This is a genomic window from Morganella sp. BCCO 40_0007 (assembly GCF_032989665.1).
GTDB classification, from domain to species: domain Bacteria; phylum Pseudomonadota; class Gammaproteobacteria; order Enterobacterales; family Enterobacteriaceae; genus Morganella; species Morganella sibonii.
In genome coordinates this window covers 203,853-228,397 of sequence record NZ_JAVBIN010000001.1, presented here as the reverse complement: position 1 = coordinate 228,397, position 24,545 = coordinate 203,853, and the positions used below count along the sequence as shown (strand labels likewise).

24 protein-coding genes are annotated in these 24,545 nt (G+C 51.6%); 9 read left to right on the top strand and 15 right to left on the bottom strand.

From position 1 onward, the window contains the following. Positions 1-199 precede the first annotated feature (199 nt). From frdA to frdD, 4 genes are read left to right on the top strand one after another with little or no spacing between them, the layout of a single operon-like run. Positions 200-2,002: a fumarate reductase (quinol) flavoprotein subunit gene (gene frdA / locus R5268_RS00930; protein ID WP_107680448.1), complete on the top strand. Its 1,803-nt coding sequence runs from the start codon at positions 200-202 to the stop codon at positions 2,000-2,002. Continuing rightward, the gene (locus R5268_RS00925) at positions 1,995-2,729 is read left to right on the top strand and encodes a succinate dehydrogenase/fumarate reductase iron-sulfur subunit (RefSeq protein ID WP_046893067.1); all 735 of its coding nucleotides are present in this window, start codon (positions 1,995-1,997) and stop codon (positions 2,727-2,729) included. Before frdA ends, R5268_RS00925 begins: the two co-directional genes overlap by 8 nt. An 11-nt stretch (positions 2,730-2,740) precedes the next feature. After that, complete coding sequence (gene frdC, locus R5268_RS00920; RefSeq protein WP_046893068.1) at positions 2,741-3,136, top strand: fumarate reductase subunit FrdC; 396 nt, start codon at positions 2,741-2,743, stop codon at positions 3,134-3,136. A 14-nt stretch (positions 3,137-3,150) separates the two neighbouring features. Continuing rightward, positions 3,151-3,507 carry a fumarate reductase subunit FrdD gene (gene frdD, locus R5268_RS00915; RefSeq protein ID WP_230060293.1) on the top strand — a complete coding sequence of 119 codons (357 nt, stop codon included), beginning with the start codon at positions 3,151-3,153 and terminating at the stop codon, positions 3,505-3,507. 59 nt (positions 3,508-3,566) lie between these two features. Here frdD and R5268_RS00910 read toward each other — a convergent pair whose 3' ends face one another. The 4 genes from R5268_RS00910 to hydN all read right to left on the bottom strand — a co-directional run bounded on the left by R5268_RS00910 (position 3,567) and on the right by hydN (position 6,484). Beyond that, entirely contained in the window at positions 3,567-4,979 is a 1,413-nt protein-coding gene (locus R5268_RS00910; protein ID WP_317418514.1) for a sucrose-6-phosphate hydrolase, read from the bottom strand. 295 nt (positions 4,980-5,274) lie between these two features. Further along, complete coding sequence (hybG, locus tag R5268_RS00905) at positions 5,275-5,547, bottom strand: hydrogenase maturation factor HybG (RefSeq protein WP_046893071.1); 273 nt, start codon at positions 5,545-5,547, stop codon at positions 5,275-5,277. A gap of 36 nt (positions 5,548-5,583) precedes the next feature. Next, positions 5,584-5,925: a hydrogenase maturation nickel metallochaperone HypA gene (gene hypA / locus R5268_RS00900; RefSeq protein ID WP_218454617.1), complete on the bottom strand. Its 342-nt coding sequence runs from the start codon at positions 5,923-5,925 to the stop codon at positions 5,584-5,586. A 10-nt stretch (positions 5,926-5,935) separates the two neighbouring features. Next, positions 5,936-6,484, bottom strand: coding sequence for an electron transport protein HydN (hydN, locus tag R5268_RS00895; RefSeq protein WP_046893118.1), 549 nt, complete (start codon positions 6,482-6,484; stop codon positions 5,936-5,938). A 410-nt stretch (positions 6,485-6,894) separates the two neighbouring features. On the opposite strand from hydN, the gene R5268_RS00890 reads away from it, so the two are divergent. Then, entirely contained in the window at positions 6,895-8,532 is a 1,638-nt protein-coding gene (locus R5268_RS00890) for a sigma 54-interacting transcriptional regulator (protein ID WP_282101117.1), read from the top strand. 242 nt (positions 8,533-8,774) lie between these two features. On the opposite strand, the gene fdhF is transcribed toward R5268_RS00890, so the two are convergent. Next, positions 8,775-10,925: a formate dehydrogenase subunit alpha gene (gene fdhF, locus R5268_RS00885; protein WP_107680461.1), complete on the bottom strand. Its 2,151-nt coding sequence runs from the start codon at positions 10,923-10,925 to the stop codon at positions 8,775-8,777. A gap of 510 nt (positions 10,926-11,435) precedes the next feature. On the opposite strand from fdhF, the gene R5268_RS00880 reads away from it, so the two are divergent. Further along, positions 11,436-12,347 (top strand): EamA family transporter, encoded by a 912-nt coding sequence (locus R5268_RS00880; protein WP_218454618.1) that lies wholly within the window; start codon positions 11,436-11,438, stop codon positions 12,345-12,347. Positions 12,348-12,400: 53 nt separating this feature from the next. Here the strand turns inward: R5268_RS00880 and R5268_RS00875 are convergent, their stop codons facing one another. Together R5268_RS00875 and R5268_RS00870 are read right to left on the bottom strand one after the other, a co-directional pair. Continuing rightward, entirely contained in the window at positions 12,401-13,492 is a 1,092-nt protein-coding gene (locus tag R5268_RS00875; protein ID WP_317418515.1) for a protein-tyrosine phosphatase family protein, read from the bottom strand. 23 nt (positions 13,493-13,515) lie between these two features. Next, entirely contained in the window at positions 13,516-13,911 is a 396-nt protein-coding gene (locus tag R5268_RS00870) for a type III secretion system chaperone (protein ID WP_218454620.1), read from the bottom strand. A 206-nt stretch (positions 13,912-14,117) separates the two neighbouring features. Here R5268_RS00870 and R5268_RS00865 point away from each other — a divergent pair, with 206 nt between their 5' ends. The 3 genes from R5268_RS00865 to R5268_RS00855 all read left to right on the top strand — a co-directional run bounded on the left by R5268_RS00865 (position 14,118) and on the right by R5268_RS00855 (position 17,791). Further along, the gene (locus R5268_RS00865; RefSeq protein ID WP_317418516.1) at positions 14,118-15,128 is read left to right on the top strand and encodes a hypothetical protein; all 1,011 of its coding nucleotides are present in this window, start codon (positions 14,118-14,120) and stop codon (positions 15,126-15,128) included. Positions 15,129-15,413: 285 nt separating this feature from the next. Next, positions 15,414-17,516 (top strand): pyruvate/proton symporter CstA, encoded by a 2,103-nt coding sequence (gene cstA / locus R5268_RS00860; protein ID WP_317418517.1) that lies wholly within the window; start codon positions 15,414-15,416, stop codon positions 17,514-17,516. Between the two features lie 77 nt (positions 17,517-17,593). Further along, the gene (locus R5268_RS00855) at positions 17,594-17,791 is read left to right on the top strand and encodes a YbdD/YjiX family protein (protein ID WP_004235011.1); all 198 of its coding nucleotides are present in this window, start codon (positions 17,594-17,596) and stop codon (positions 17,789-17,791) included. Between the two features lie 58 nt (positions 17,792-17,849). On the opposite strand, the gene R5268_RS00850 is transcribed toward R5268_RS00855, so the two are convergent. The 8 genes from R5268_RS00850 to hyfE all read right to left on the bottom strand — a co-directional run bounded on the left by R5268_RS00850 (position 17,850) and on the right by hyfE (position 24,538). Further along, complete coding sequence (locus R5268_RS00850; protein ID WP_317418518.1) at positions 17,850-18,164, bottom strand: hypothetical protein; 315 nt, start codon at positions 18,162-18,164, stop codon at positions 17,850-17,852. A gap of 143 nt (positions 18,165-18,307) precedes the next feature. Then, positions 18,308-18,796 (bottom strand): hydrogenase maturation peptidase HycI, encoded by a 489-nt coding sequence (hycI, locus tag R5268_RS00845; protein WP_107680439.1) that lies wholly within the window; start codon positions 18,794-18,796, stop codon positions 18,308-18,310. Further along, complete coding sequence (locus tag R5268_RS00840) at positions 18,793-19,227, bottom strand: formate hydrogenlyase maturation HycH family protein (protein ID WP_046893081.1); 435 nt, start codon at positions 19,225-19,227, stop codon at positions 18,793-18,795. Before R5268_RS00840 ends, hycI begins: the two co-directional genes overlap by 4 nt. Then, on the bottom strand, positions 19,220-20,002 hold the full coding sequence (locus R5268_RS00835; RefSeq protein WP_046893082.1) for an NADH-quinone oxidoreductase subunit B family protein: 783 nt from the start codon (positions 20,000-20,002) through the stop codon (positions 19,220-19,222). Before R5268_RS00835 ends, R5268_RS00840 begins: the two co-directional genes overlap by 8 nt. After that, entirely contained in the window at positions 19,999-20,550 is a 552-nt protein-coding gene (gene hyfH, locus R5268_RS00830) for a hydrogenase 4 subunit H (RefSeq protein WP_107680437.1), read from the bottom strand. The genes R5268_RS00835 and hyfH overlap by 4 nt, the downstream gene beginning before the upstream one ends. Before the next feature lie 15 nt (positions 20,551-20,565). Then, positions 20,566-22,299, bottom strand: a complete 1,734-nt coding sequence (locus R5268_RS00825) for an NADH-quinone oxidoreductase subunit C (protein WP_218454622.1) — start codon at positions 22,297-22,299, stop codon at positions 20,566-20,568. 3 nt (positions 22,300-22,302) lie between these two features. After that, complete coding sequence (locus tag R5268_RS00820; protein WP_182105400.1) at positions 22,303-23,883, bottom strand: hydrogenase 4 subunit F; 1,581 nt, start codon at positions 23,881-23,883, stop codon at positions 22,303-22,305. A 4-nt stretch (positions 23,884-23,887) separates the two neighbouring features. Continuing rightward, positions 23,888-24,538 carry a hydrogenase 4 membrane subunit gene (hyfE, locus tag R5268_RS00815; protein ID WP_004235001.1) on the bottom strand — a complete coding sequence of 217 codons (651 nt, stop codon included), beginning with the start codon at positions 24,536-24,538 and terminating at the stop codon, positions 23,888-23,890. Positions 24,539-24,545: the final 7 nt, after the last annotated feature.

Below are 24,545 nucleotides of genomic sequence, written 5' to 3'. Positions count from 1 at the left end.
TTGGTTATATCAAATTTAAACGATCAGCTATTCGCTATACTTTGAACAGAATGTGATTTTATAACCAATCAGCAACCGGAAATGATTAGCATTTTTATCAACTGAAAGGATTCGGTTACTGATAACAATTTTGAGTACCTGTTTCAGATTTCGTTTTTACATTTTAACTTTCGATTTACCTGAACAATGGAGAAGCACAGTGCAAACCTTTAATGCCGATATCGCAATTATCGGAGCAGGCGGTGCAGGGCTGCGGGCGGCGATTGCTGCTGCGGAAGCTAACCCGAACCTGAAAATTGCTCTGATCTCAAAAGTTTACCCGATGCGCAGCCACACTGTGGCCGCAGAAGGTGGCTCTGCGGCTGTGACACAATCCCATGATTCCTATGATTATCATTTCAGTGATACGGTGTCCGGGGGCGACTGGTTATGTGAGCAGGATGTGGTGGAGTACTTTGTCGAACACTGTCCGGCCGAAATGACTCAGCTGGAACTGTGGGGCTGCCCGTGGAGCCGTAAAGAAGACGGTTCTGTCAACGTGCGCCGCTTTGGTGGTATGAAAATCGAGCGGACCTGGTTCGCCGCCGATAAAACCGGTTTTCATATGCTGCACACCCTGTATCAGACCTCTCTGAAATACCCGCAGATCCAGCGGTTCGATGAGCATTTCGTCCTCGATATTATTGCGGATGAAGGCCATGTGCGCGGTCTGGTGGCCATCAATATGATGGAAGGGACAAAAGTTCAGATCCGCGCCAATTCAGTGATTATGGCGACCGGCGGTGCCGGTCGTGTCTACCGCTATAACACTAACGGCGGGATTGTCACCGGAGACGGAATGGGAATGGCTTTCCGTCACGGCGTACCGCTGCGGGATATGGAATTCGTTCAGTATCACCCGACCGGTCTGCCGGGCTCCGGTATTCTGATGACAGAGGGCTGCCGGGGCGAAGGCGGGATTCTGGTCAACAAAGACGGCTACCGCTATTTGCAGGACTACGGCATGGGCCCGGAAACCCCGCTCGGTCATCCGGAAAACAAATATATGGAACTCGGCCCGCGCGATAAAGTGTCCCAGGCTTTCTGGCACGAGTGGCGCAAAGGCCGGACCATCAAAACCAGCCGCGGTGATGTGGTCTATCTGGATCTGCGTCATCTGGGTGAGAAAAAACTGCTGGAACGCCTGCCGTTTATCTGCGAACTGGCAAAAGCCTATGTCGGCGTGGACCCGGTCAAAGAGCCGATCCCGGTTCGTCCGACCGCACACTACACCATGGGCGGGATTGAAACTGACCAGCGCTGTGAAACCCGCATCAAAGGCCTGTTTGCTGTCGGTGAGTGTTCCTCCGTCGGTCTGCACGGGGCGAACCGCCTCGGCTCCAACTCACTGGCGGAACTGGTGGTCTTCGGCCGTCTGGCCGGGGAAGAAGCGGCTAAACATGCGCAGGAAACACACGCGGCCAACAGCAATGCGATCGATGCCCGTACCGCGGATATCGAAAACAACCTGAAAGCGCTGATGAACCAGAAAGGCACAGAAAACTGGGCTAAGCTGCGCGACGAGATGGGTGAGGCGATGGAAGAAGGCTGCGGGATTTACCGCACACCGGAACTGATGCAGAAAACCATCGATAAACTGGCCGAACTGAAAGAACGTTTCAAACGCGTTGAAATCACGGATCGCTCATCTGTCTTCAATACCGACCTGCTCTACACCATTGAGCTGGGCTTTGGTCTGGATGTCGCGGAATGTATGGCGCACTCCGCCTTTAACCGTAAAGAATCACGCGGCGCACATCAGCGTCTGGATGAAGGCTGTACCGAACGCGACGATGTCAATTTCCTGAAACACACCCTTGCTTTCCACAATCCGGACGGCTCGCCGCATCTGGAATACAGTGATGTGAAGATAACCAAATCCGCCCCGGCAAAACGTGTCTACGGTGGTGAAGCGGCGGCGGCTGAACAGGCGGCAAAAGAGAAGGAAAACGTCAATGGCTGAGATGAAAATGCTGAAAATGTCAGTGATGCGCTATAACCCGGAAACGGATAATGAGCCGCATGCTGTCACGTATCAGGTGCCTTACGATGAGCAGACGTCACTGCTGGATGCGCTGGGCTATATCAAAGACAACCTGGCGCCGGATCTCTCCTACCGCTGGTCATGCCGGATGGCTATCTGCGGCTCCTGCGGCATGATGGTCAATAAGGTGCCGAAACTCGCCTGCAAAACCTTCCTGCGCGAATACCCGCAGGGTATGCAGATTGAGGCACTCGGCAACTTCCCGATCGAGCGTGACCTGGTTGTGGATATGACGCACTTTATCGAGAGCCTGGAAGCCATTAAGCCTTACATTATCGGCAATGACCGCAAACCGTCCGAAGGCCCGAATAATCAGACACCGGGACAGATGGCGAAATACCATCAGTTTTCCGGCTGCATCAACTGCGGTCTGTGCTACGCGGCCTGTCCGCAGTTCGGCCTGAATCCGGAATTCCTCGGCCCGGGTGTGCTGACACTGGCGCAGCGCTATAACACCGACAGCCGCGATCACGGCAAAAAAGAGCGGATGAAACAAATCAACGGCGATAACGGCGTATGGACCTGTACCTTCGTGGGTTACTGCTCGGAAGTCTGTCCGAAACATGTGGACCCGGCAGCTGCGATTCAGCAGGGTAAAGCCGCCAGTGCGGAAGATTACATTATTGCCCGTCTGAAACCACAATAAGGAAAAGAGAAATGACGACCAAACGTAAGCCTTATGTGCGTGAAATGACACCGACATGGTGGAATAAACTCGGTTTTTACCGTTTTTATATGCTGCGGGAAGGCACCGCAGTGGTCCAGCTCTGGTTCAGCCTGCTGGTTATGTACGGCGTTTACTGCCTCAAGGGCGGTCCCGCAGACTGGGCCGGTTATGTCCACTTACTGCAAAACCCGGTGGTGGTGCTGATCAATATCCTGACACTGGCCGGCACCCTGCTGCATACCGTGACCTGGTTTCAGCTGGCACCGAAAGCCGTCAATATCGTTATCAAAGACGAAAAAATGGGACCGGAGCCGATTGTCCGTCTGCTCTGGATTGTGACCCTCATCGTTAACGCCGTCATTCTGGCCGTTGCATTACTGTGGTAAGGAAGGGAACTGATATGATTAATCCGAATCCGAAACGTTCACAGGAACCGGTTTTCTGGGGAATGTTTGGCGCAGGCGGCATGTGGAGTGCCATCGTTTCACCGGCAGTTATTGTACTGCTGGCCTTTCTGCTGCCGTTCGGCCTCGCGCCGGATATGCTCAGTTATGACCGCATCCTGGCTTTCTGTCAGGGGTTTACCGGGAAGGTTTTTCTGCTGCTGATGATTATCCTGCCGCTGTGGTGTGCGCTGCACCGTCTTCACCACTGTATGCATGACCTGAAAATCCATGTGCCTGCGGGACGCTGGGTCTTTTACGGTCTGGCGACGATCCTCAGTGTAATGGCCGTGATTGGTGTATTCACACTGTAATCGGTGTCCGTTATAAAAAGACCGGCTCCTTAAGTGCGCCGGTCTTTTTTTATCTGCTGTCAGGCTACCTCTTCCCGGTTAAGCTGCCAGTAACTGAGCTGTACCGGAGAAAGACCGCGGAATGTGAGTGTTGCCGGTTGCTGCGGGAAATAACGGCTGCTCATCACCGCCTCACCGTCATTGATAAAAATCTCCACACTCGAATGATCCGTAAAAATATGCAGCCGCGTCACTTCACCCTGCCAGTAACGGTGCAGCCAGTCACCGCTGACCAGACTGCGGCGGGACAGGCGGATTTCATGTCCGTCATAGGAAAAAATCAGATATTTGCTGAAGTTCAGGATAAGCGGGCCGGAGAGCCTGATAATCACCTCCAGCCGCCCCGCACTCAGTTCCAGTGCATTATCCGCCTCACCTGACCACTGTCCGCCCGCACCACGCAGGGCTTCCAGCTCTCTCACCGGCCGCTGGTACAGTTGTCCGTTACGCAATGTCAGTTCACGGGGACAGGTCATCTGATGGAGCCAGCCATTTTTGATTGTCGGCTGCTGCATCTCTTCGCCGCCCGGTGCGCCCATCAGCGCCACCATAATACGTCGTCCGTCCGGGGCAAGTGTTGTCTGCGGGGCATAAAATTCAAACCCGGCATCCGTTTCGTAAACCTGAGGTTTATGACGGAAAATTTTGCTTTCATAATCAAAATCCCCGACCAGATACGCGCCGGGGGAGGTATTCAGAAAACGGGTGGGTTCACGCGGCATACCGCGGGGACAGCACAACAGCACCCATTCATCACCGAGCCGGAAAAAATCCGGGTTTTCCCACAAATACCCGGCATTCCGCAGCCCGCCGCAGTAGCTGCCGGCCAGTACCCCCCGCAGTGCCCACTCACCTAACTCTGTTGCGTCGTACAGCAGCACACAACCACGGTCATTGACATCCCTGGCCCCCAGTACCATGAACCACTGCCCGCAATGCTGCCAGACTTTGGGATTAACCACATCGGCACTGTATCCTTCGGGCAGTCCCAGCGCAGTGCCGTATTTCTCAAATATGCCGTCCGCTTTTTCCCGTGCCAGGCACTGCCACGATGCCCGGGAACCATCCCGGTATGACAGACTGCCGGTATAGCAAAGTGTCAGCGTGTTATTGTTTACCACTGCACTGCCGGAAAAACAGCCTCCTGAATCATAATTACCGGACGGCAGCAGCGCCACCGGCTCATGTATCCAGCTCACCAGATCTGCCGAAGACCAATGTCCCCAGCACGGTTTTTTATGCTCACACCCAAACGGTTCCCACTGATAGAACAGGTGCCAGACGTCATTGTGATATATAAATCCGGCCGGATCATTCATCAGACCGCACACCGGTGCTGTATGCCAGCCGGGATAATGCATATCACGCTGTGCTCTCCCCTGATGCTTCATTAAGGCCTGCACAATCCCTGACAACAGTACTGTCTGTGCCATATCCCTGTCCCCTGTATCCCCTTGTCCTGTTTTTCAGAAACTATGAAACCACAGATATGGTACAGAATGCGAGTACCATCCCTCTAAGATAATTCAGAATCCGACGGGTAACAGCGGTATATCCGGTAATTTCTTATTCTGTAACCAGTTTTTTATCTTACTGACACGTGTATCACTGTTTTATGAAAAAACAGTCTTGTGCAGGAATAACGGAACGGAGGGATACGGCAGAAAATAACGGCGTTAAACACCTGTCAGAACAGGTGTTTTTATCCGGAAACCGGACAGCATACGGCTACGCATTACCACGCAGAAAATACGATACATCCTCTTCCACACTTTCCATGGCCAGCAGTGCATCCAGTGTATCGCGGGCTTCCTGTTCATCGATAATACTCATCGCAAAACCCACATGAACCAGCACCCATTTTCCCAGCATGTCTGACGGCTCACCTTCACAAACCAGCGCGATGTTCACATCCCGTCTGACACCACACACTTCCACCTGCGCATTGTCTGTTACAGAGTCACCCACAGCAACGATTTGCCCGGGAATACCTAAACACATAACCGGCTCCTGATTGACTGATATGTCCTTACCGGACTACTGAATTTCAATTTGTCTGACCTGCATGGCATCACTGCTGTCCACCTGCAGGTTATGGCTGCCGCAATGCGGACATCCGGTATTAAACCCGGACACACTGACCGGTTTCTGACAATCCCGGCACCATGCCTGCGCCGGGACGGTGGTGACATGCAGTACGGCACCTTCCGCCAGTGAATCACGGCAGACGATATCAAAGCAAAAATGCAGGGCATCCTCTTCAATGCAGGATACCGCACTCAGTTCAAGCCAGACAGCGGTGACGCGCTGCGCCCCGCTCTGTTTTGCCTGCTGCTCAATAATATCAAGCGCATTCTGGCATAACGTAACCTCATGCATCCGTCTGTCCTCAGGACATCAGGTCGGCCGGCATTTCAAATGCGGCGCGGCGGCGGCGTTCTTTCACAATCTCATCCATCTTATTGCGGTCAACCACCATTAATGCATGAGTCGGACACACTTCCACACAGGCAGGCCCGCCCGCGCGGGTATGGCATAAATCACACTTATGTGCTTCCGCACGGTACTGCGGGATCGTGTTCAGCGCGGTGGTCTGTTGTGCAACAGGACGGCTGATCACTTCCATGGTGCCGTACGGACAGGCGATCACACAGGTTTTGCAGCCGATACATTTTGCCTGATCGACATACACGAAATCATCTTTACGGCTGATAGCGCCGTTCGGACAGACATTGGCACACGGTGCATCCTCGCACTGACGGCAGACAACCGCCGTACTGATGGTGTACCCTTTCATCACATGAATACGGGGAAAGAATTCATCTTTCACCACGGTTTCAATACCGGTTTCCTGCTCTTGATGCGAAACGACACAAGCGACTTCACATGTGTGACAGCCAATGCACTTCTTTGGGTCTGCAATGATGAAACGGTTCATCATACTCTCCTGAATGATACGCGGCGACTTCACATCCGGCACTCCGGTGCAGCCGTCCTCTGGTTAGAATAATCAGGAAATAAGCATGCATCGTGCCAGTCTGGCATTTTTTTTAATTTCAGTGAAATCAGCGTATTAATAAATAATGCTGCCGTACCGTGTGTCATAGTGAGAATATTCGTCACACAGTTCGACATTTTTGACGATAATTTTTATCATCAGCAGGTGTCATAATATATTAGGTTTTCATCCTGCTAAAAAATAGGGGATTGGATCAAACTTAAATCAGACAGCGATATTCTTTTTTTATAGAGTCATTACAATAATGGTTATTACCTCTCTGAAACTTATTTATACCAACAACTATTCAGAGCAGAATTAATTTTAAGAGCAATCCGTCCGGATCAGGAATGAGAAAGACGAAGATGAGCGGAGACGTTGTGGACAACACTGACAAGACCGAACACATACGCCATGAACGTGACCAGTACCGGATATTGGTAGATATCACCAACTCAGTGCTTTCCCATCTGGAGATGGATGGCCTGGTTGCTGAAGTCTCCCGCGAGATCCACCGGTTTTTCGGGCTGAGCCAGATAAGCATTGCGTTGTGTGATAACTACAGTTCAGCTGTATATCTTTGTTATTCCAGTTATTATCAGCCCCGCAAACCCACAGAAAAGACATTATATCATCTGGATGAACTGCACCGTGATCTGGCACAGGTTCTGGACAGTAACCAGCCGATGCGCCTGACACTCGACAGCGCAACAAAAGATCCGCTGTATCAGCATGTCTGCGCGCAGGGCATGACAGAAACCCTGCTGCTGCCGCTGGCATTTAACCACAAGCCGCTGGGTGTTCTGGTGTTGTCTCATGAAAATAACCATATTTTTACTGACGATAACTGTAATCTTCTCAAGCAGATAGCCGCCCGGTTTGCCATTGCGGTGGATAACGCCGCTGCTTACGAAGAGATCACCCGGCTGAAAGACAGCCTGAAGCATGAAAACCTGTGGCTGAATGAACAGATTCACAATAACGAGAGTTTCAGTGAAATCATTTTCCAGAGTGATGCCATGCGTAACATTCTGGAGCAGGTGGATCTGGTTGCCGCCAGTGACAGTACCGTTCTGATCCTCGGTGAAACCGGTACCGGGAAAGAGCTCATCGCCCGTGCTATCCATCGCCTGAGTGAGCGCCATCACCGCAGCATGATCAAAATGAACTGCGCGGCTATTCCCTCCGGTCTGCTGGAAAGTGACCTGTTCGGCCATGACAAAGGGGCGTTCACCGGTGCGACCACCACCCATATCGGCCGCTTTGAAATGGCAGATAAAAGCACCCTGTTTCTTGATGAAATCGGTGATATGCCGCTGGATCTCCAGCCAAAACTGCTGCGGGTATTACAGGAACGGGAAATAGAGCGTATCGGCGGTAATAAGGTGATTCCGGTGGATGTCCGGCTGATTGCCGCGACTAACCGCAACCTGAAATCCATGACCGATGATCGTGAATTCCGCGAAGATCTCTACTACCGGCTGAATGTGTTTCCTATCTGGATCCCGCCGCTGCGCGAGCGTCCGGAAGATATTCCGCTGCTGGCAACGTATTTCACACAGAAAATCGCCCGCCGGATGAACCGCAATATCGACTGTATCCCGCGTGATGCCCTGGAACAGCTGAGCCGCTATCCGTGGCCGGGCAACGTGCGCGAGCTGGAAAATGTGATTGAGCGGGCGGTGATCCTGACACGCGGAAATACGCTTAATATTCAGCTGCATGAGCTGAATATCCCAAAGCATTCACGCCTGAAAACGGCGCTGGAGACACCAAGCTCACTGGAAAAACGGATGCAGACTGCCGCACCGGAGAGTGACGATGAAGAACGTGACCGGATTATTACCGCCCTGAAAGCCACCAACGGTGTGGTCGCCGGTGCCCGGGGGGCCGCAACCCGCCTGGGGCTGAAACGGACAACATTATTATCCCGCATGCAGCGGTTAGGTATTACTGTACAGGATATATTTGAGGAAGATAATCACTAAGATGATATTAAAACAGTGCGCTTCTGAAATAAGAATATATCGCAAATAAAAATACATCTCAGAAATAGCTGTCGTAATATGTTCATTTATTTTTCAGACAATACTTTTACAGACAATACTATGTGATCAAAATTCAAAAACAGAATCTGTCTGACATCGTAATTAAACAAAAAATGAAAATATAAAAAAACCGGCGGTCATTTCTGAGCGCCGGTTTTTATCATATTATAACAGACGGATGATCACCCTTCCGCAGCTTCACGCAGACGGCGCTTAATACCGGTATATTCCTGAACAACATAATGCTCAGCCTGTTTCTGATCCGCAATCGGTTCAACGCGGACAGCACAGTATTTATATTCCGGTGTTTTGGTAATCGGGCTGAGGTTTTCTGCCACCAGCTCGTTACATGCACCAATCCACCACTGATATGTCATATAAACCGCCCCTTTGTTCGGACGTTCACTGACATTGGCACGCGTGATAACTTTCCCCTGACGGGATGCCACCCAGACCAGTTCCTGATCTTTAATACCCAGCGATTTTGCATCTGCGGTATTGATCTGAACATAGCCCGGCTCATCCGCCAGTGCCGCCAGTGCTTTACAGTTACCGGTCATGGAGCGGCAGGAGTAGTGCCCCACTTCACGGACGGTTGCCAGCACCATCGGATACTCATCACTCAGTTGATCAATCGGTGCGTGCCAGTCACAGGTATAGAACTGGCCTTTACCGTTCGGGGTATCAAAGATACCGCCGTCGTACAGGTATTCCGTTCCCTGATCACTGTCCGCCACATCGCGGCACGGCCACTGGATATACGCCAGATCCGCCATCTTCTCGTAGGTCGCACCATAATAGATAGGGCAGAGTTCACGTAACTCATCCCAAATCTCTTTGGTGTTGTTGTAATGCATCGGGTAACCCATCGCGGTGGACATCAGACTGATAATTTCCCAGTCCGGTTTCACATCGCCGACCGGCTCAACCGCTTTGTAGAAGCGCTGGAACCCGCGATCCGCTGCGGTATACACCCCTTCATGCTCCCCCCAGGAAGTGGCAGGGAAAATCACGTCGGCAATCGACGCGGTTTTGGTCATGAAGATATCCTGGACAATCAGCAGCTCCAGTTTATCGAAGGTACGGCGGATAGTCGCCAGATCCGGTTCTGTCTGAAGCGGATCTTCACCCATCACGTAGTGCGCCTTCAGTACGCCCTCGTCAATAAAGTGCGGCACCTCACTCAGCGGAATACCATTTTCGTCAGGCATTTTTTCGATGCCCCAGAATTTGGCAAATTTCTCCAGAGCGGCTTTATCTTCCACATACTGATAGCCCGGCAGAGTATTCGGCAGTGCCCCCATATCACAGGCACCCTGAACGTTGTTCTGACCGCGGACAGGGCCGACCCCGACATGCGGTTTACCCAGGTTGCCGGTCAGTAACGCCAGACTGGTCAGTGCGCGGACGGTTTCCACACCCTGATAGAACTGCGTGACACCCATACCCCACAGAATGACCGCATTTTCTGCTTTCGCATACATACGGGCAGTTTTGCGGATATCATCGGCTTTCAGACCGGTGGTCGCTTCCACAGACTCTGGTGTATACGGCTCAACCAGCTTGCGGTATTCCTCAAACTGCTCGGTATGGCCATCGATAAAGGCTTTATCGTGCAGATTTTCTTCAATAATCACATGCGCCAACGCATTGATAAGCGCAATGTTTGAACCATTTTTCAGTGCTAAATGAATATCAGCAAGACGCGCTGATTCAATATAGCGCGGGTCACAGACAATAATCTGTGCACCCTTCTCTTTCGCCTTCACAATGCGGCGGGCGACGATAGGGTGTGAATCCGCGGCATTGTAACCGAAGATAAAAATACATTTGGTATCCTCAATCTCAACGATTGAGTTACTCATTGCGCCGTTACCGACCGAACGCTGCAGACCTGCAACCGAAGGGCCGTGTCAGACACGTGCGCAGCAGTCAATATTGTTACTGCCGACTGCCGCACGAACAAATTTTTGCATCACGAAGTTAGCTTCGTTACCCGGACCACGGGATGAACCCGTTGTCATAATGGCTTTCGGGCCGTACTTCTCTTTGATAGCCAACAGGCGGGAACTGGCAAACTCAATCGCCTCTTCCCAGGAGACCGGTTCCAGTTTGCCACCACGCTGACGGCGGATCATGGGGGTCTTTAAGCGGGGGGTTAAAATCTTGGTGTCATGAATGAAGTCCCAGCCATAATACCCTTTCAGGCAGAGCTCTCCTTCATTGGTGTGACCATTCGCGCCCTCCGCGCCAATGATCTTCCCGTTCTCCACCTTCAGGTTAATTTTACAGCCTGAGGCGCAATACGGGCAGACGGTGATGACTTTTTCCATCAACATTGCTCCTATATCTTCTTTTAGCGGATAAATACCGCCTTATCACCACCAGTCATGCAGGGTTTATGCCAATTTTAAATCTGAAATAAAAACCCTTTAACTTACTGAATATAGTTTGTTTTAATTTTTTTATTATGACCATGACAGGCGATGGCACCGACGGGATCGTCAAAAATGTCGAACGCGCCTGTCCGGTGTCAGATGACGACACGGACGCAGCCACGTCCCTTCAGAACAATTTTACAATTGCATGATGAATTATAACTGTGTTAAAGAAGTACAATATGATGGTGATCAATCATCCGCACCGCCGGTTTTTTTCCGTATTTCATAACAGTTTACGAAAATTTCCCTGCTGACTGTTGATATCGGTTCCCCGGTACTGTTTTACAATGTTCATAACACAATGACAGTAACAACGACTTAATTTTTCACGGCTCTTCCTGACGGATACTGCGCGTGGCTCCGCGTATTATCAAAATAATAAAAGAGAGATAAAAACCTGATATGAAAATTAATGATATTTTAATCGCCCTGCTGGTCGCCGTGATCTGGGGGGTGAACTTCGTGGTGATCAAAGTGGGCGTCACCGGTATTCCGCCGCTGTTTCTCGGGGCGCTGCGTTTTCTGTTTGTGGCACTGCCCGCCGTCTTCTTTATTCCGCGTCCGAAAATCGCCCTGAATCGTCTGGTTATCTACGGCCTGACTATCTGTTTCGGCCAGTTTGCCTTTCTGTTCAGTGCGGTCAAAGCCGGGATGCCGGCTGGGATCGCCTCTGTGGTATTACAGTCCCAGGTCTTCTTCACCATTGTTCTCGGCGGCCTGATTCTGAAAGAATCGCTGAAAATCAGCCAGGTGATCGGCATTATTGTCGCCGTTGTCGGTCTGACCGTGCTGGCGAAAGGCGGGGACAGCGGCAGTCTGACCGATATTCCACTGATGGCGCTGATGATGACGCTGGCCGGTGGCTTCTCCTGGGCCTGCGGTAATATCTGCAACCGTATCATTATGAAAGAGACACCGGACTGCAACGGGATGTCACTGGTCGCCTGGAGTGCACTGGTGCCGATTGTTCCGTTTATCCTGATGTCACTGTGGATGGAGGGTGCGGACGCGATTGTCAGCAGTATTTCCCATATCAGCCTGCTGACCGTGGGGGCGATTATGTATCTCGCTTATCTCTCCACGTTTGTGGGATATACCCTGTGGAGCCGTCTGCTGGGCCGTTACGAAACCTGGCGTGTCACGCCGTTTGCCCTGCTGGTGCCGTTTGCCGGGATTGCCAGCAGCGCGCTGCTGCTGGGTGAAACCATCACCATGATGCAGTTCGCCGGTCTCGGTTTTATTATGGCGGGCCTGATTCTGACCGTCTTCGGCAAACGCCTGGTGTCGCTGCTGACCCGCAGAAAAGCTGTCTGAAGAGAATAACAGTCAGTCAGCCGGGGTGTTTACGGGCTGACTGACCGGTAAAATTAATGAAGCTCTTTATACAGATTGATCAATGTATTGTACTGCTCAGAAGTCTGTACCATGTTTGAAGAGCCGGTTTCACGCATCTGCAGTACAATTTCCTCAGGCATGTTTTTATTACCCGGCTTCAATAATTCAATTGCACCGGCAACAACACCGGTACGACCAATTCCTGCGCTGCAATGAATAAATGGCTGAGGTGTATAACGGGGATCCTGCCTGGTCTTCTGCTCAATTTTTCCATTGATACCCGAAACCAATTTTTTCAGTGCTGAAGGCGCAATGGTTGTACGATCTTCCCAGTTTGTGACATGCATAACCGATATCGGTGTTGTTTTGCCGTTTGCGGTTATTTCTATCCGGTAATTGTTCACTACAAGCTTTTCAATCATTGTACTGCGGGCACTAACGTCCGCGTGAATTTTGCATTTCACCGAAACATCGCCATAGTGGCCATCCTGACGGAAATACGCCGGAAGAGACCGGCCGGCAATATCATTATCAGAAGAAAGTACAACCAACACACCCGGTTTTTGATCTGCAAGCATACTGAGATGGTCCCGGAGTTCTTTCGGCTTAGGGTACTGACTGCGCATCGCCAGGTTCACCCCGTCAACTTTCATTTGGTTTGCAGGCAACGTTTTACCTTCCGGTGTACATAACTGAGTGTTTTCGCAAGTATCGATGTCCTTGTAGCGCTGATTCTCCATTTCGGTAATAAATACTTTCGAAGCAATCCGATCTGCTGTTTTTGTCTGTAATTGACTGAATACATCACCTGCCCGTTCTGTTTTCATCTCCGCTGTGAACGGTGTGAATTTAAGACCTGCTCTCCGTTGTGCCAGTGACTGATGCGCCACTTCCCCCGGTAACGGCATTCGTGCCCGTGCCTGTAATGACGGCGGAACCGGTGCCGGATAGGACGGCGGCTGTATAAATACAGGATGCGGCGGCACTGCCGGAGGCTGGCCTGAGCGTTCTTGTAACACCATTGTCCGTCCCTGATACCGCGTTAATCTTGGCGGGAGGGGCGGTGGCAGAGCGTCGTTACTCTGAGTGTAATCGGGTATAATATCAGGACGGATCCCGGGCATAATCATTCCTCTGCTGGTAACAATTAACCGAAGTCCGCCAGGTAATCTGCAGACTTCAGAATATATTCAAATAATTCAATAATATGACCATCTTCCGTTCCCTGAAGTGGCAAACGGCTCCAAATCACATACTCTTCTTTTTCATTCAGGGAGATCACCGGCTGCCCGGAAAGCTGCGTTAACGTATTCAGCTTCAGGACATTTTTCATTAATTCATTATTTTGCGTAATGTGTGGTAATTCCCCGGTATTTGCTGACAGATACCAGTCGGTCTCATCAATAACAGCCAAAGATAATGAGTAACGGCTATCGATTGTTAACATAAATGTATGCTGATCTGCAGCAGGTTGCGGCGTGTCCAGACCGATATGACGCAACAGCATCATGGCCGTGCGGTGAAAAGAGGATAAATCCGGCATCTCTGTTTCCCTGATTAATAAATGATGATCTCATCATGACAAATCGTCAGAGTATTACTTTCATATCTGATTCATATTGAAAATTTATTTTACAATTGAAATATAATCAGGAGCTATAACAAGACTCACGATCTTTCTTTTATTAAAGAAATTATTTTAATAAAAAATAAAATCATTGGTTTTACATATAAAAGGAAATCATAAAAGTGAATTTAGTTAACAGACTATCCGGTACTCAAAAAACAAACACCGAAGAAAGAAATCTGAAAGACATGTCAAAAATACCTTTTCTGAATAAACTACTGGATCGGTTGAGTGCACCGCAAAATACGAATGTCAGACTTACAGGAAACTACGTCAACATTGATGTCGACACCACAGCGCTGAGCAGGCAGATATTATCCTTTGTTTATAAATCAGAACTCTCAATCCCCGGCACCGGAAATAACAACGAAAAAGCAGAAAACAGACAAAAAGAAATCAATGACGGTGTAAAAAAATGGCTTACCCAGGAAAAAAGCATCATACCGGTAAATATTATCAAACGGGAAGTTGACCTGATGTATGCAGAGAAAAAAATTGTGACAACACCAGAAGATCTGGACAAAATCATTGATATCGTGAAAGAAAAACATCTCGGAAACAAAGCACTGGAAAAACCGGGGATTAACTGCTCCACTCCGTCCGTTCTTAAACTGAATAGTTTCCTGACTAACGAAATTAATGATCCGGGGATAGAAGAACAATTAAGTCATGACTTCACTAAAAAAATGCCAGAAATGTCAGATAAATTAAAAAAAGAACTGGCTGATAATATAAAAGAAGCGTTAAGTGACGATCAAAAAAAAGAATTAGTTAAACAATACTCAAAGTATAAAACCGACATACTCAAAAACCATGATAAACTAACAACAATGATGACAGGGAAAATCCGGTCAGATATATACTACGCACTGACTGAAAATATTTATAATACACTGTTATGTGATAAATACACTGAAACGCCTCTGGATTTCAATGCCATCAGAGAAGAGACAAGAGCACAGGTACTCCGTATCGCTGAAGAAAAAAACCACATATCTCCTGCAGTACCATCCGGCTCAGTAGATATTGACGATATCGTTCACCGTTCATTTGATTTCAGCACCCGGGTGACAACATCCTGTCCGGAACAGGATATTACCCATGTCATGGATATCCTGAAGCGAATATCATGATCAACGCAGTAAAACACGTTTAATGCCGACCCGGTTCAGAGGGGTTATTCAGCCAATATCCCCTCTGAATATCAGGATTTACCCCGCATGCTTATCATCTCCCTGAAACCACAATCACGCTACATTCCGCTAACAGTGATTAACCTAACAATAATGAAATAAATCCATCTTATCCGCAGGTTACTGCTGGGAACTAAGTAAAATAAGTGTTATTCCTCTCCTGTACAATTGGATAATAACAAACTGAAACTACTTCCTCTTTACTCATTCGGACAGGTGAAATTTATGAAAGCGTTCAAACAACTTGCCGGCGTACTGCTCGCAATTGTCGGTGCCTTTGCCCTCGGGTATATCGCACTGAACAGAGGCGAACAGATCAATGCGCTCTGGATAGTCGTTGCCGCCGTCTGTATTTATCTGGTGGCTTACCGCTATTACGGGCTCTACATCGCTGAAAAAGTGCTGAAAGTCGATGCAACCCGTATGACCCCCGCCTTTAAAAATAATGACGGGCTTGATTATGTGCCGACAGACAAAAAAGTCCTGTTCGGCCACCACTTTGCCGCCATCGCCGGTGCAGGTCCGCTCGTCGGGCCGGTTCTCGCGGCGCAGATGGGGTATCTGCCAGGCATGCTCTGGCTGCTCGCCGGTGTGGTATTAGCCGGTGCGGTGCAGGACTTTATGGTGCTGTTCGTTTCCACCCGCCGCAATGGCCGTTCCCTCGGTGAGCTGGTCAAGGAGGAGATGGGAAATGTCGCCGGTGTTATCGCGCTGATCGCCTGTTTTATGATTATGGTTATCATCCTCGCCGTCCTCGCGATGATCGTGGTGAAAGCCCTGACCCACAGCCCGTGGGGAACCTACACCGTCGCCTTTACCATCCCGCTCGCATTCTTTATGGGGATTTATACCCGCTACATCCGTCCGGGACGTGTCGGGGAAGTTTCTGTTATCGGTCTGATTTTCCTGGTGTTCGCCATTATCTCCGGCGGCTGGGTGGCCGAAAGCCCGACCTGGGCACCGTATTTTGATTATGACGGCGTACAACTGACCTGGATGCTGGTCGGTTACGGCTTTGTCGCGGCGGTTCTGCCGGTCTGGTTACTGCTGGCACCGCGTGATTATCTGTCTACGTTCCTGAAAATCGGGACAATCGTTGGTCTGGCGATCGGCATCCTGATTATGCGTCCGATGCTGGAAATGCCTGCGCTGACTAAATTTGTCGACGGCACCGGCCCGGTCTGGGCAGGGGATCTGTTCCCGTTCCTGTTTATCACTATTGCCTGTGGTGCTGTCTCCGGCTTCCATGCCCTGATTGCTTCCGGTACCACGCCGAAAATGCTGGCTAACGAAAACCAGGCCTGCTTTATCGGCTACGGCGGCATGCTGATGGAATCATTTGTGGCAATTATGGCACTGGTTGCCGCCTGTGTGATCGACCCGGGCGTGTACTTCGCCATGAACAGCCCGATGGCTATGCTGGCACCGGCCGGTACCACCGATGTCGTCGCGTCTGCCGCCAGTGTGGTCAGCAGCTGGGGCTTCCAGATAACCCCGGAAACCTTAACCAATATCGCCAATGAAGTGGGCGAACAGAGCATTATCTCCCGCGCAGGAGGCGCGCCGACACTCGCCGTCGGTATGGCCTATATTCTGCACGGAGCCCTTGGCGGCCTGATGGATGTCTCCTTCTGGTATCACTTCGCCATCCTGTTTGAAGCGCTGTTTATCCTGACCGCAGTAGATGCCGGTACGCGCTCCGCCCGCTTTATGTTACAGGATTTACTGGGTGTGATTTCCCCGGCACTGAAACGGACAGATTCCCTTCCCGCCAACCTGATCGCCACCGCACTGTGTGTACTGGCGTGGGGTTACTTCCTGCATCAGGGCGTGGTCGATCCGCTCGGTGGTATTAACACCCTGTGGCCGCTGTTCGGTATCGCCAACCAGATGCTGGCCGGTATGGCGCTGATGCTGTGTGCAGTGGTGCTGTTCAAGATGAAGCGCCAGGCATACGCCTGGGTAGCACTGGTACCGATGGCGTGGCTGTTAATCTGTACCATGACCGCAGGCTGGGAAAAAGTGTTCAGCGAAGATGCCCGTGTCGGCTTCCTGGCGGTAGCCAATAAGTTCCAGGCTATGATTGACAGCGGTAATATCCCGTCGCAGTACACGGCGTCGCAGCTGTCACAACTGGTGTTTAACAACCGTCTCGATGCCGGTCTGACACTGTTCTTTATGGTTGTCGTGGTCGTGCTGGCAATCTTCTCACTGAAGACTGCGCTGAAAGCACTGAAATCAGACAAACCGACGGACAACGAAACACCGTACGAGCCAATGCCGGAAAACTATCTTGATTTAGTGGCAAACAGCAAATCTGCCCACTAAAATCTGATATACTGGTGAAATAAGGAGCGGCAGACAATTGCCGCTCCTCCGTACGCAACAGGTTCAGGGTCACAATTATGTTTGATACTCTCGCAAAAGCAGGACGTTATCTCGGGCAGACCGCCAAAATGATGATTGGCGTGCCGGATTACGATAACTATGTACAGCACATGAAAAACACCCATCCTGATCAGACACCGATGACCTATGAAGAGTTTTTCCGCGATCGTCAGGATGCCCGTTACGGCAGCAAAGGCGGCCCGAAATGCTGCTGAGCCGTACAACGGACTTCATGTAAAAATACCGCAATAATTTGCGGTATTTTTTTATGTATCAGCGGCAGTTATTTTCCTGTAAACGCATCAGCTGCCCCAGACGGGCAGAGACTTTTTCGCGGGCATCCCCTTTGGCAATCCCGTTTCCGATACCAAAATCCCCGAGGAACCCTAATACCGTTTTACCGTCAAATTCACCGGTTTTCTCAATGTCCTGCGCAATACTGCGGGTGATGGCAATTTCCTTTTTGATATCACGGCAATCCATTAACGAAGATTCCTCAACGGATATCGCAGCCGCCTGCGGGTATTGCTTGGTAGCACAGGCGGACAACAGTAAGGCAAACGGGATAATCACAGCAATTTTTTTCATGGTATTTTTACTCTCAGAAAGAAAGCTCAGACCATAAGAAAAAATGCACCGGCCGGATATCAAATACCGACCTTAAATCCGTGTGTTTATAAAAAAACCGCCGGATTTCAGCGGCGGTTTCTGTGATAGTCAGAGGAACAGGCTCACTCTTCGTCTTCACCTTCAAATAAGGTAAATCCGCCAAGGTCTTCCCAGCCCGGCAGTGCATCATAAACCTGCTGTACCGCGCAGGTGACTTTCTCATTAACCGGCATATAAAAACCGACCAGATCCGGCTGGATTCCGAGGAAAATGACGTCCGGGATATCTTCTTTCAGTTGATCAATAAGAAAGTTGAGCGGCAGGTTATGCGTGCTCATGATAAACATCTCTGCGATATCATCCGGATCAATTATACGGATGTCACCGGGGTTCAGGCCGATATCCGCCGCATCCACAATCAGCAGACGTTCCGGTTTCAGCGCCCGCACCTGATGCGCCACATTCTCCGGCGCACTGCCGCCGTTAACGGCAATCCAGCCGTCAACCGGGTTTTGTTCCATCAGGTCAAACAGCATCGGTCCCGCGGCGTCATCACCCATCATGGTGTTACCGACAGCCAGCATCACATTTTTTGCAGTCATTTCACTCATGGGCGGCGCTTCACTATCAGGTAAATAGCCGGTTCACGCTCAATCTCCCCGAGCAGGCGGATCAGCGTGGCACTCCATTCGCGGAAGTCCGGATTTTTATCCTTCGTCAGCGGATCCAGTGCCAGTGCCAGCATATTGGTATGCGTGGAATCGATATTAATTTCACCGAAGGTAATCAGTCCCTGCAACTTGCGGCGCGCCTCCCCTTCGGGAAGCGCATTCACCCAGGACTGATAACCGCTGAGCGGGCAGATCAATTCCGTATTCAGACAATCGATCATGCCAACGTGGTGGCCGATTGCCAGTGAGTAATACATCACCTGCTGAGCCTCTTCCGGCACATCATCGTCACTGTCGACAAACTTTTGTCTCAGCGACCAGAAGATCACTTTTCCGTCAGTATCTGCATGATCGGGTGTCTGTTCAGGCATGAATGCCTCCTTGTTGTAATACGGTCACCAGGCGGTTTACGATCTCACGCAAACGCGGATCCTGCTCTTCATCCATCCAGGTCTGCATCGTGCCTTTCACCTGTTCCGGTGTGGCGTTTTCCAGCAGCGTCAGGAAGCGGTCACTGATTTCGCGTCCCTGATAATAACCGGCCTGACGGCGCGCTTCGCGTTCAATCATCACACGGGTTGCCAGCGGAACGGACGGCAGCAGCAGTTCCACACGCTCATCATCCGCCTCAACATGATCCTGACCTTTCAGTTTCTGATTCAGCAGACCCAGCGCCACGGCAAAACCGTAGATGGTTGCTGCCGGTGTCGGCGGGCAGCCGGGGATCCAGACATCAATCGGCACGATATGCTCACTGCCGCCCCAGACACAATACAGGTCATGGAAGATACCGCCGCCGCAGCCGCAGGCACCGTAAGAGATACAGATTTTCGGATCAGGGGCGGATTCATACGCCCGCAGTGCCGGCATCCGCATAGCGCGGGTAACCGCACCGGTAAACAGCAGAATGTCCGCGTGACGCGGTGATGCCACCACTTTGATTCCGAAACGCTCCGCATCAAATACCGGGGTAATGGCAGAGAAGATCTCAATCTCACAACCGTTACAGCCGCCGCAGTCCACACGATAGACATAGGCTGAACGTTTAATATCTTTCAGCAGCGTGCTTTTCAGTTTCGCCACCTGCTCATCCATCTTCAGCGGTTCGCTGACATGATGGTTCACCGGGATTTCAGGCAAACTCATGATTTTTCTCCCTCAATATGCAGACGGAAGTTCTGACGGTCATTGTTCAGCAGGTTATTTTTCTGCTTACAGGACGGACAGGTTTCATACATCGGCCGCAATGCTTCAATTCCGCTCTCTTCAATACCTGATGCCACCATCAGCGCCATCGCATATTCCACGGATTTTTTCGGTGCGAACGCTTCCCCGCACTGACGGCAGTGCTGTAAGCGGAATGTCCCTTTCATATAGAGATCCGCTTTGTTCATTACCGCCGTTTCAAACTCTTCGGTCAGATGGATAGCCCGGGTCGGGCACACTTCCTCGCAGCGCGCGCAATAAATGCAGCGGCCGAGGAATAACTGCCAGCGGCGTTCACCGCTTTCCGGGTCAGTTTCCATCGTCAGGGCGTTTGCCGGACAGGCAGAAATACAGGCACCGCAGGCGATGCACTGCTCCGGCACATATTCCGGCTTACCGCGGAACCCGTGCGCCACTTCCAGTGGTTTGAACGGATATTTGACCGTTGCTGTCCCCGCATTGCGGAGGGTCTTAAACAGTTTAAACATGGTATTCCCTCCGGCTTATTTCAGCGGTGAATGTTTGCGATCGATGCTGTACTGCTCGATCTCTTTGTACGCCACAGTTTTCGCTTTGCGTTTTTTCACATCCACCAGCGTGACGCGGTCAGTACAGGAGTAGCAGGGATCAAGGCTGCCGATAATCAGCGGTGCATCAGACACGGTATTGCCCTGTAACATGTAGCGCAGCACCGGCCAGTTGGCGTAGGTGGCTGCACGGCAGCGCCAGCGGAACAGTTTCTGGTTATCACCCAGCATGCTCCAGTGGATATCTTCCCCGCGCGGTGCCTCGGTGTAACCCAGGGCAAATTTGTGCGGCTGATAGGTAAAGCCTTCGGTCAGAATCGGCCCTTCCGGCATGTTATCCAGCGCGTACTCAATCATGGACAGTGAATCCAGCACTTCTTTCACACGCACCATGACACGGGAGTAAACATCACAGCCATCCATGGTAAATAATGTTTTCGGCAGGTTGCCGTAATCAGCAAACGGATGATCAAAACGGACGTCGCGTTTAAAGCCGCTGGCACGGATCATCGGACCGACCGGGCTGTAATCACGTGCAATCTGCGGATCAAGACGACCGACGCCGACCGTACGCTGTTCCATATTCGGTGTGCTCAGCAGCATATCCACCAGTTGTGTGACATCCGCGCGCATCTCGCGGACCAGCTGAATGGTTTTCACCCGCTGCTCTTTGAGGAAATCACGGCGCACACCGCCGATCAGGTTGGTTCCGTACGTTTTACGGGCACCGGTCAGCAGTTCGGCCATGGTCATGGATTTTTCACGTACACGGAAGAACTGCATAAAGCCGGTATCAAAGCCGGTAAAGTGGCTGGCGAGCCCGATATTCAGCAGGTGGCTGTGCAGACGCTCCACTTCCAGCAGCACGCTGCGGATGGTGTGCGCACGCTGCGGCACATAGATACCCAGCGCGTTTTCCACGGATGTGGTGTACGCCACGCTGTGGGTAAAGCCGCAGATACCGCACACACGGTCAGACAGGAAAGTGACTTCGTTATACCCCATACGGGTTTCCGCCAGTTTTTCCATACCACGGTGGACGTAGAACATGCGGTAGTCGGCATCAACAATCCGCTCCCCGTCAACGAACAGACGGAAGTGCCCCGGTTCATCCGAGGTGATGTGCAGCGGGCCGATTGGCACAACGCGCGCATCTTTTTTGCTGTCGTTGATAAACTCGTAAGTCTCGGTATCGGTGGTCGGTGCCGGACGCTGACGGTAATCCATGGTGTCTTTGCGCAGCGGATAGAGATCATCCGGCCAGTCATCCGGCAGCACCAGACGGCGTTCGTCCGGCAGACCCACCGGACGCAGCCCGTACATATCACGGATCTCGCGCTCGCCCCACACCGCCGCAGGCACGCGCGGTGTGACAGACGGGAATTCCTGGGTGATCGGGCTGACATACGCCTTCACGGTGACCCAGCATTTTTCACCCTCTTCCATAGAGAGTGCATAGTAAACCGCGAACTGACCGTTCAGCGGACGCTCATCGTTACCCCACAGCACCGGCAGCCAGCCGCCGCAGCCGTAGTACAGAAACTCCACCACCTCCGGCAGCATCTCTGTTTTGATGGTGATGGTCAGCTGATTGGCGGTCTGCCACTCTTCTTCCAGCACCGCATGGGGAAATTTCTCGCGGACCTGTGCCAGATAGCCCGCGCCTTTACGAACGCCCTGAAGGGTATCTGTATAATTCTGATAGCTCACGTTTTATTTCTCCTGCGATGATGTGGATGTTGTATCAACACCCCACGGCCAGCGGTAGTCCGGGGTGGTTAATTCTGTACCTGGTAATGCACTGTCCGTCAGGACAATAGTGGCGGCATTTTCGAGCAGACGGCTGACCGGCTGCGGAATGTGGGTGCCCATCACCAGCATCAGTACAATGAGGATGGCCATCGGCAATGTCGTCAGGATACCTGCCTCGCCGCGTGACACGCAGTCAGGCTGTGCGCCGAACAGGGTTTTCGATACCATTCTAACCAACCCGCCGAGGACGATAGTGAGCAGGATCAAAAGCAGCAGTGTCAGCCAGAAATGATCCGCCGCCAGACCCGCAACCACCGTCATAAACTCACTGAGGAACACGTTGAACGGCGGCATACCGCCGAGTGCCAGCGCGCCGCCCGCAAAGACAACCGCCGTAAACGGCATGGTGCGCAGCATTCCTTTGACCACCGTGATATCACGGGTACCGTACTTCAGTAACACGTTACCGGAACCGCAGAACAGCAGGGTTTTCCCCAGGCTGTGGTTCAGTGTGTGCAGCAGTGCGGCCAGCACACCCAGCGGACCGCCGATACCCAGCGCCACCGCAATCAGTCCCATGTTTTCCACACTGGAGTAAGCCAGCAGGCGTTTCATATCACGCTGGATAAGGATGAAGAACGCCGCCACCGCGACAGAAAGCAGGCCGAAGACCAGCAGCAGTGTCTGTGTGAATTCCCCGCCGATAGCAGACGTGATAATGATGTAGTAACGGATGATAATCAGCAGTGCACAGTTCAGCAAAACCGCAGACAGCAGCGCGGAGACCGGGCTCGGCGCTTCACTGTGCGCATCCGGCAGCCAGGCGTGCATCGGGAACAGACCGGTTTTGGTCCCGAAACCAATCAGCACAAACACAAAGGCCAGGTGCATCAGGGTCGGATCCAGCAGCGCGGTATGTTTCAGCACTTCAGTCCAGAAGATAGCCAGTTCCGGATCCGGCATCACACTCGCCGCATTCGCATACACGAGGATGGTGCCGAACAGGCCGAACGCCACACCCACACTACAGATAATGATGTATTTCCACGCCGCTTCCAGAGAAGAGCGCTGTCCGTAGATACCCACCAGGAACGCGGAGCTGAGCGTGGTGGCTTCCACCGCCGCCCACATCAGGATCAGGTTGTTACTGGTGATCACCAGCAGCATAGTGAACAGGAACAGATGGAAGAAGCCGTAGTAGTTGCAGAGTGTTGCCACACTCACTTCACCATCATTCACTTCGTGGTTCATGTAACCGATGGAATACAGACCGGTCAGGAAACCGACGATCCCGAGGATCGCGAGGAATAATCCGGCCAGGCTGTCCAGGTGGATCCAGCGGTCTGCCATCAGCAGATCACCTTCCTCACCGATGGTGTAAACCATCCACAGCGAGAAGACGAGCATCAGGGAGATACCGATGGTATGCACCAGGGTGACCACACCTTTCGCCCCGCCGCCCGCCAGGCGGCAGGCAAATGCCAGCAGTGAAATCACCAGCGGCGTTGCCATTAATAACGTTAACAACATGGTTTGACTCATCTCATCACCCCTTCAGCGCGGTCAGTTGATCCACGTTCAGTGTGTTGAGCGTGCGATAGATTTTACGTGCCAGTACCGCCATGATAATCACAGCGAAAATGGCGTCCGTCGCGATACCGATTTCCACCAGCTCCGGCGCTTTATACGCCAGCAGAGCCAGTGTCAGGTGCGATCCGTTTTCCATCAGGCAGTAACCGAATGCCTGTTTGAGGATGTTGCGCTGTGTCACGATGCAGAGTAAACCCAGCATAAAGTGACCCAGAGAAACAGCCAGCGCCGGTTTCAGATCCGCCACCATCGGCAGTTTCACCGGTTCGACCACAAACCAGCACAGCACCACAATCACCGCCGCGGCCAGCATCAGCCAGGCCGGGCTTATCACGCCGCCGTTGGCGGTCGGATCAGACAATTTGCGGAAGGCATAGCCCATAATCAGCGGCACCAGCACCACTTTGGTCGCGAAGGCGGTGATCGCCCACATTCCCAGCTGCGGTGCATCCAGTGTCTGTGACAGCGTGGCAAAAATCGCCACCAGCACCAGAGACTGAAGTGCATAGAACCAGCAGGAAGCCACCGGGCGCTTCGCCCCGATAACCAGCAGCGAGGTGATCATCATCAGCCCCGCAAGATTGTTCACAATAATAGAACCAGTCATACTTTCT

What these genes read in the sequence shown, in the direction of transcription:
- R5268_RS00925 (WP_046893067.1), top strand. Translation starts at nt 1,995, where the DNA reads ATGGCTGAGATGAAAATGCTGAAAATGTCAGTGATGCGCTATAACCCG.
- frdC (WP_046893068.1), top strand. Translation starts at nt 2,741, where the DNA reads ATGACGACCAAACGTAAGCCTTATGTGCGTGAAATGACACCGACATGG.
- frdD (WP_230060293.1), top strand. Translation starts at nt 3,151, where the DNA reads ATGATTAATCCGAATCCGAAACGTTCACAGGAACCGGTTTTCTGGGGA.
- R5268_RS00910 (WP_317418514.1), bottom strand. Translation starts at nt 4,979, where the DNA reads ATGGCACAGACAGTACTGTTGTCAGGGATTGTGCAGGCCTTAATGAAG.
- hybG (WP_046893071.1), bottom strand. Translation starts at nt 5,547, where the DNA reads ATGTGTTTAGGTATTCCCGGGCAAATCGTTGCTGTGGGTGACTCTGTA.
- hypA (WP_218454617.1), bottom strand. Translation starts at nt 5,925, where the DNA reads ATGCATGAGGTTACGTTATGCCAGAATGCGCTTGATATTATTGAGCAG.
- hydN (WP_046893118.1), bottom strand. Translation starts at nt 6,484, where the DNA reads ATGAACCGTTTCATCATTGCAGACCCAAAGAAGTGCATTGGCTGTCAC.
- R5268_RS00890 (WP_282101117.1), top strand. Translation starts at nt 6,895, where the DNA reads ATGAGAAAGACGAAGATGAGCGGAGACGTTGTGGACAACACTGACAAG.
- R5268_RS00880 (WP_218454618.1), top strand. Translation starts at nt 11,436, where the DNA reads ATGAAAATTAATGATATTTTAATCGCCCTGCTGGTCGCCGTGATCTGG.
- R5268_RS00875 (WP_317418515.1), bottom strand. Translation starts at nt 13,492, where the DNA reads ATGCCCGGGATCCGTCCTGATATTATACCCGATTACACTCAGAGTAAC.
- R5268_RS00870 (WP_218454620.1), bottom strand. Translation starts at nt 13,911, where the DNA reads ATGCCGGATTTATCCTCTTTTCACCGCACGGCCATGATGCTGTTGCGT.
- cstA (WP_317418517.1), top strand. Translation starts at nt 15,414, where the DNA reads ATGAAAGCGTTCAAACAACTTGCCGGCGTACTGCTCGCAATTGTCGGT.
- R5268_RS00855 (WP_004235011.1), top strand. Translation starts at nt 17,594, where the DNA reads ATGTTTGATACTCTCGCAAAAGCAGGACGTTATCTCGGGCAGACCGCC.
- R5268_RS00850 (WP_317418518.1), bottom strand. Translation starts at nt 18,164, where the DNA reads ATGAAAAAAATTGCTGTGATTATCCCGTTTGCCTTACTGTTGTCCGCC.
- hycI (WP_107680439.1), bottom strand. Translation starts at nt 18,796, where the DNA reads ATGAGTGAAATGACTGCAAAAAATGTGATGCTGGCTGTCGGTAACACC.
- R5268_RS00840 (WP_046893081.1), bottom strand. Translation starts at nt 19,227, where the DNA reads ATGCCTGAACAGACACCCGATCATGCAGATACTGACGGAAAAGTGATC.
- R5268_RS00835 (WP_046893082.1), bottom strand. Translation starts at nt 20,002, where the DNA reads ATGAGTTTGCCTGAAATCCCGGTGAACCATCATGTCAGCGAACCGCTG.
- hyfH (WP_107680437.1), bottom strand. Translation starts at nt 20,550, where the DNA reads ATGTTTAAACTGTTTAAGACCCTCCGCAATGCGGGGACAGCAACGGTC.
- R5268_RS00820 (WP_182105400.1), bottom strand. Translation starts at nt 23,883, where the DNA reads ATGAGTCAAACCATGTTGTTAACGTTATTAATGGCAACGCCGCTGGTG.
- hyfE (WP_004235001.1), bottom strand. Translation starts at nt 24,538, where the DNA reads ATGACTGGTTCTATTATTGTGAACAATCTTGCGGGGCTGATGATGATC.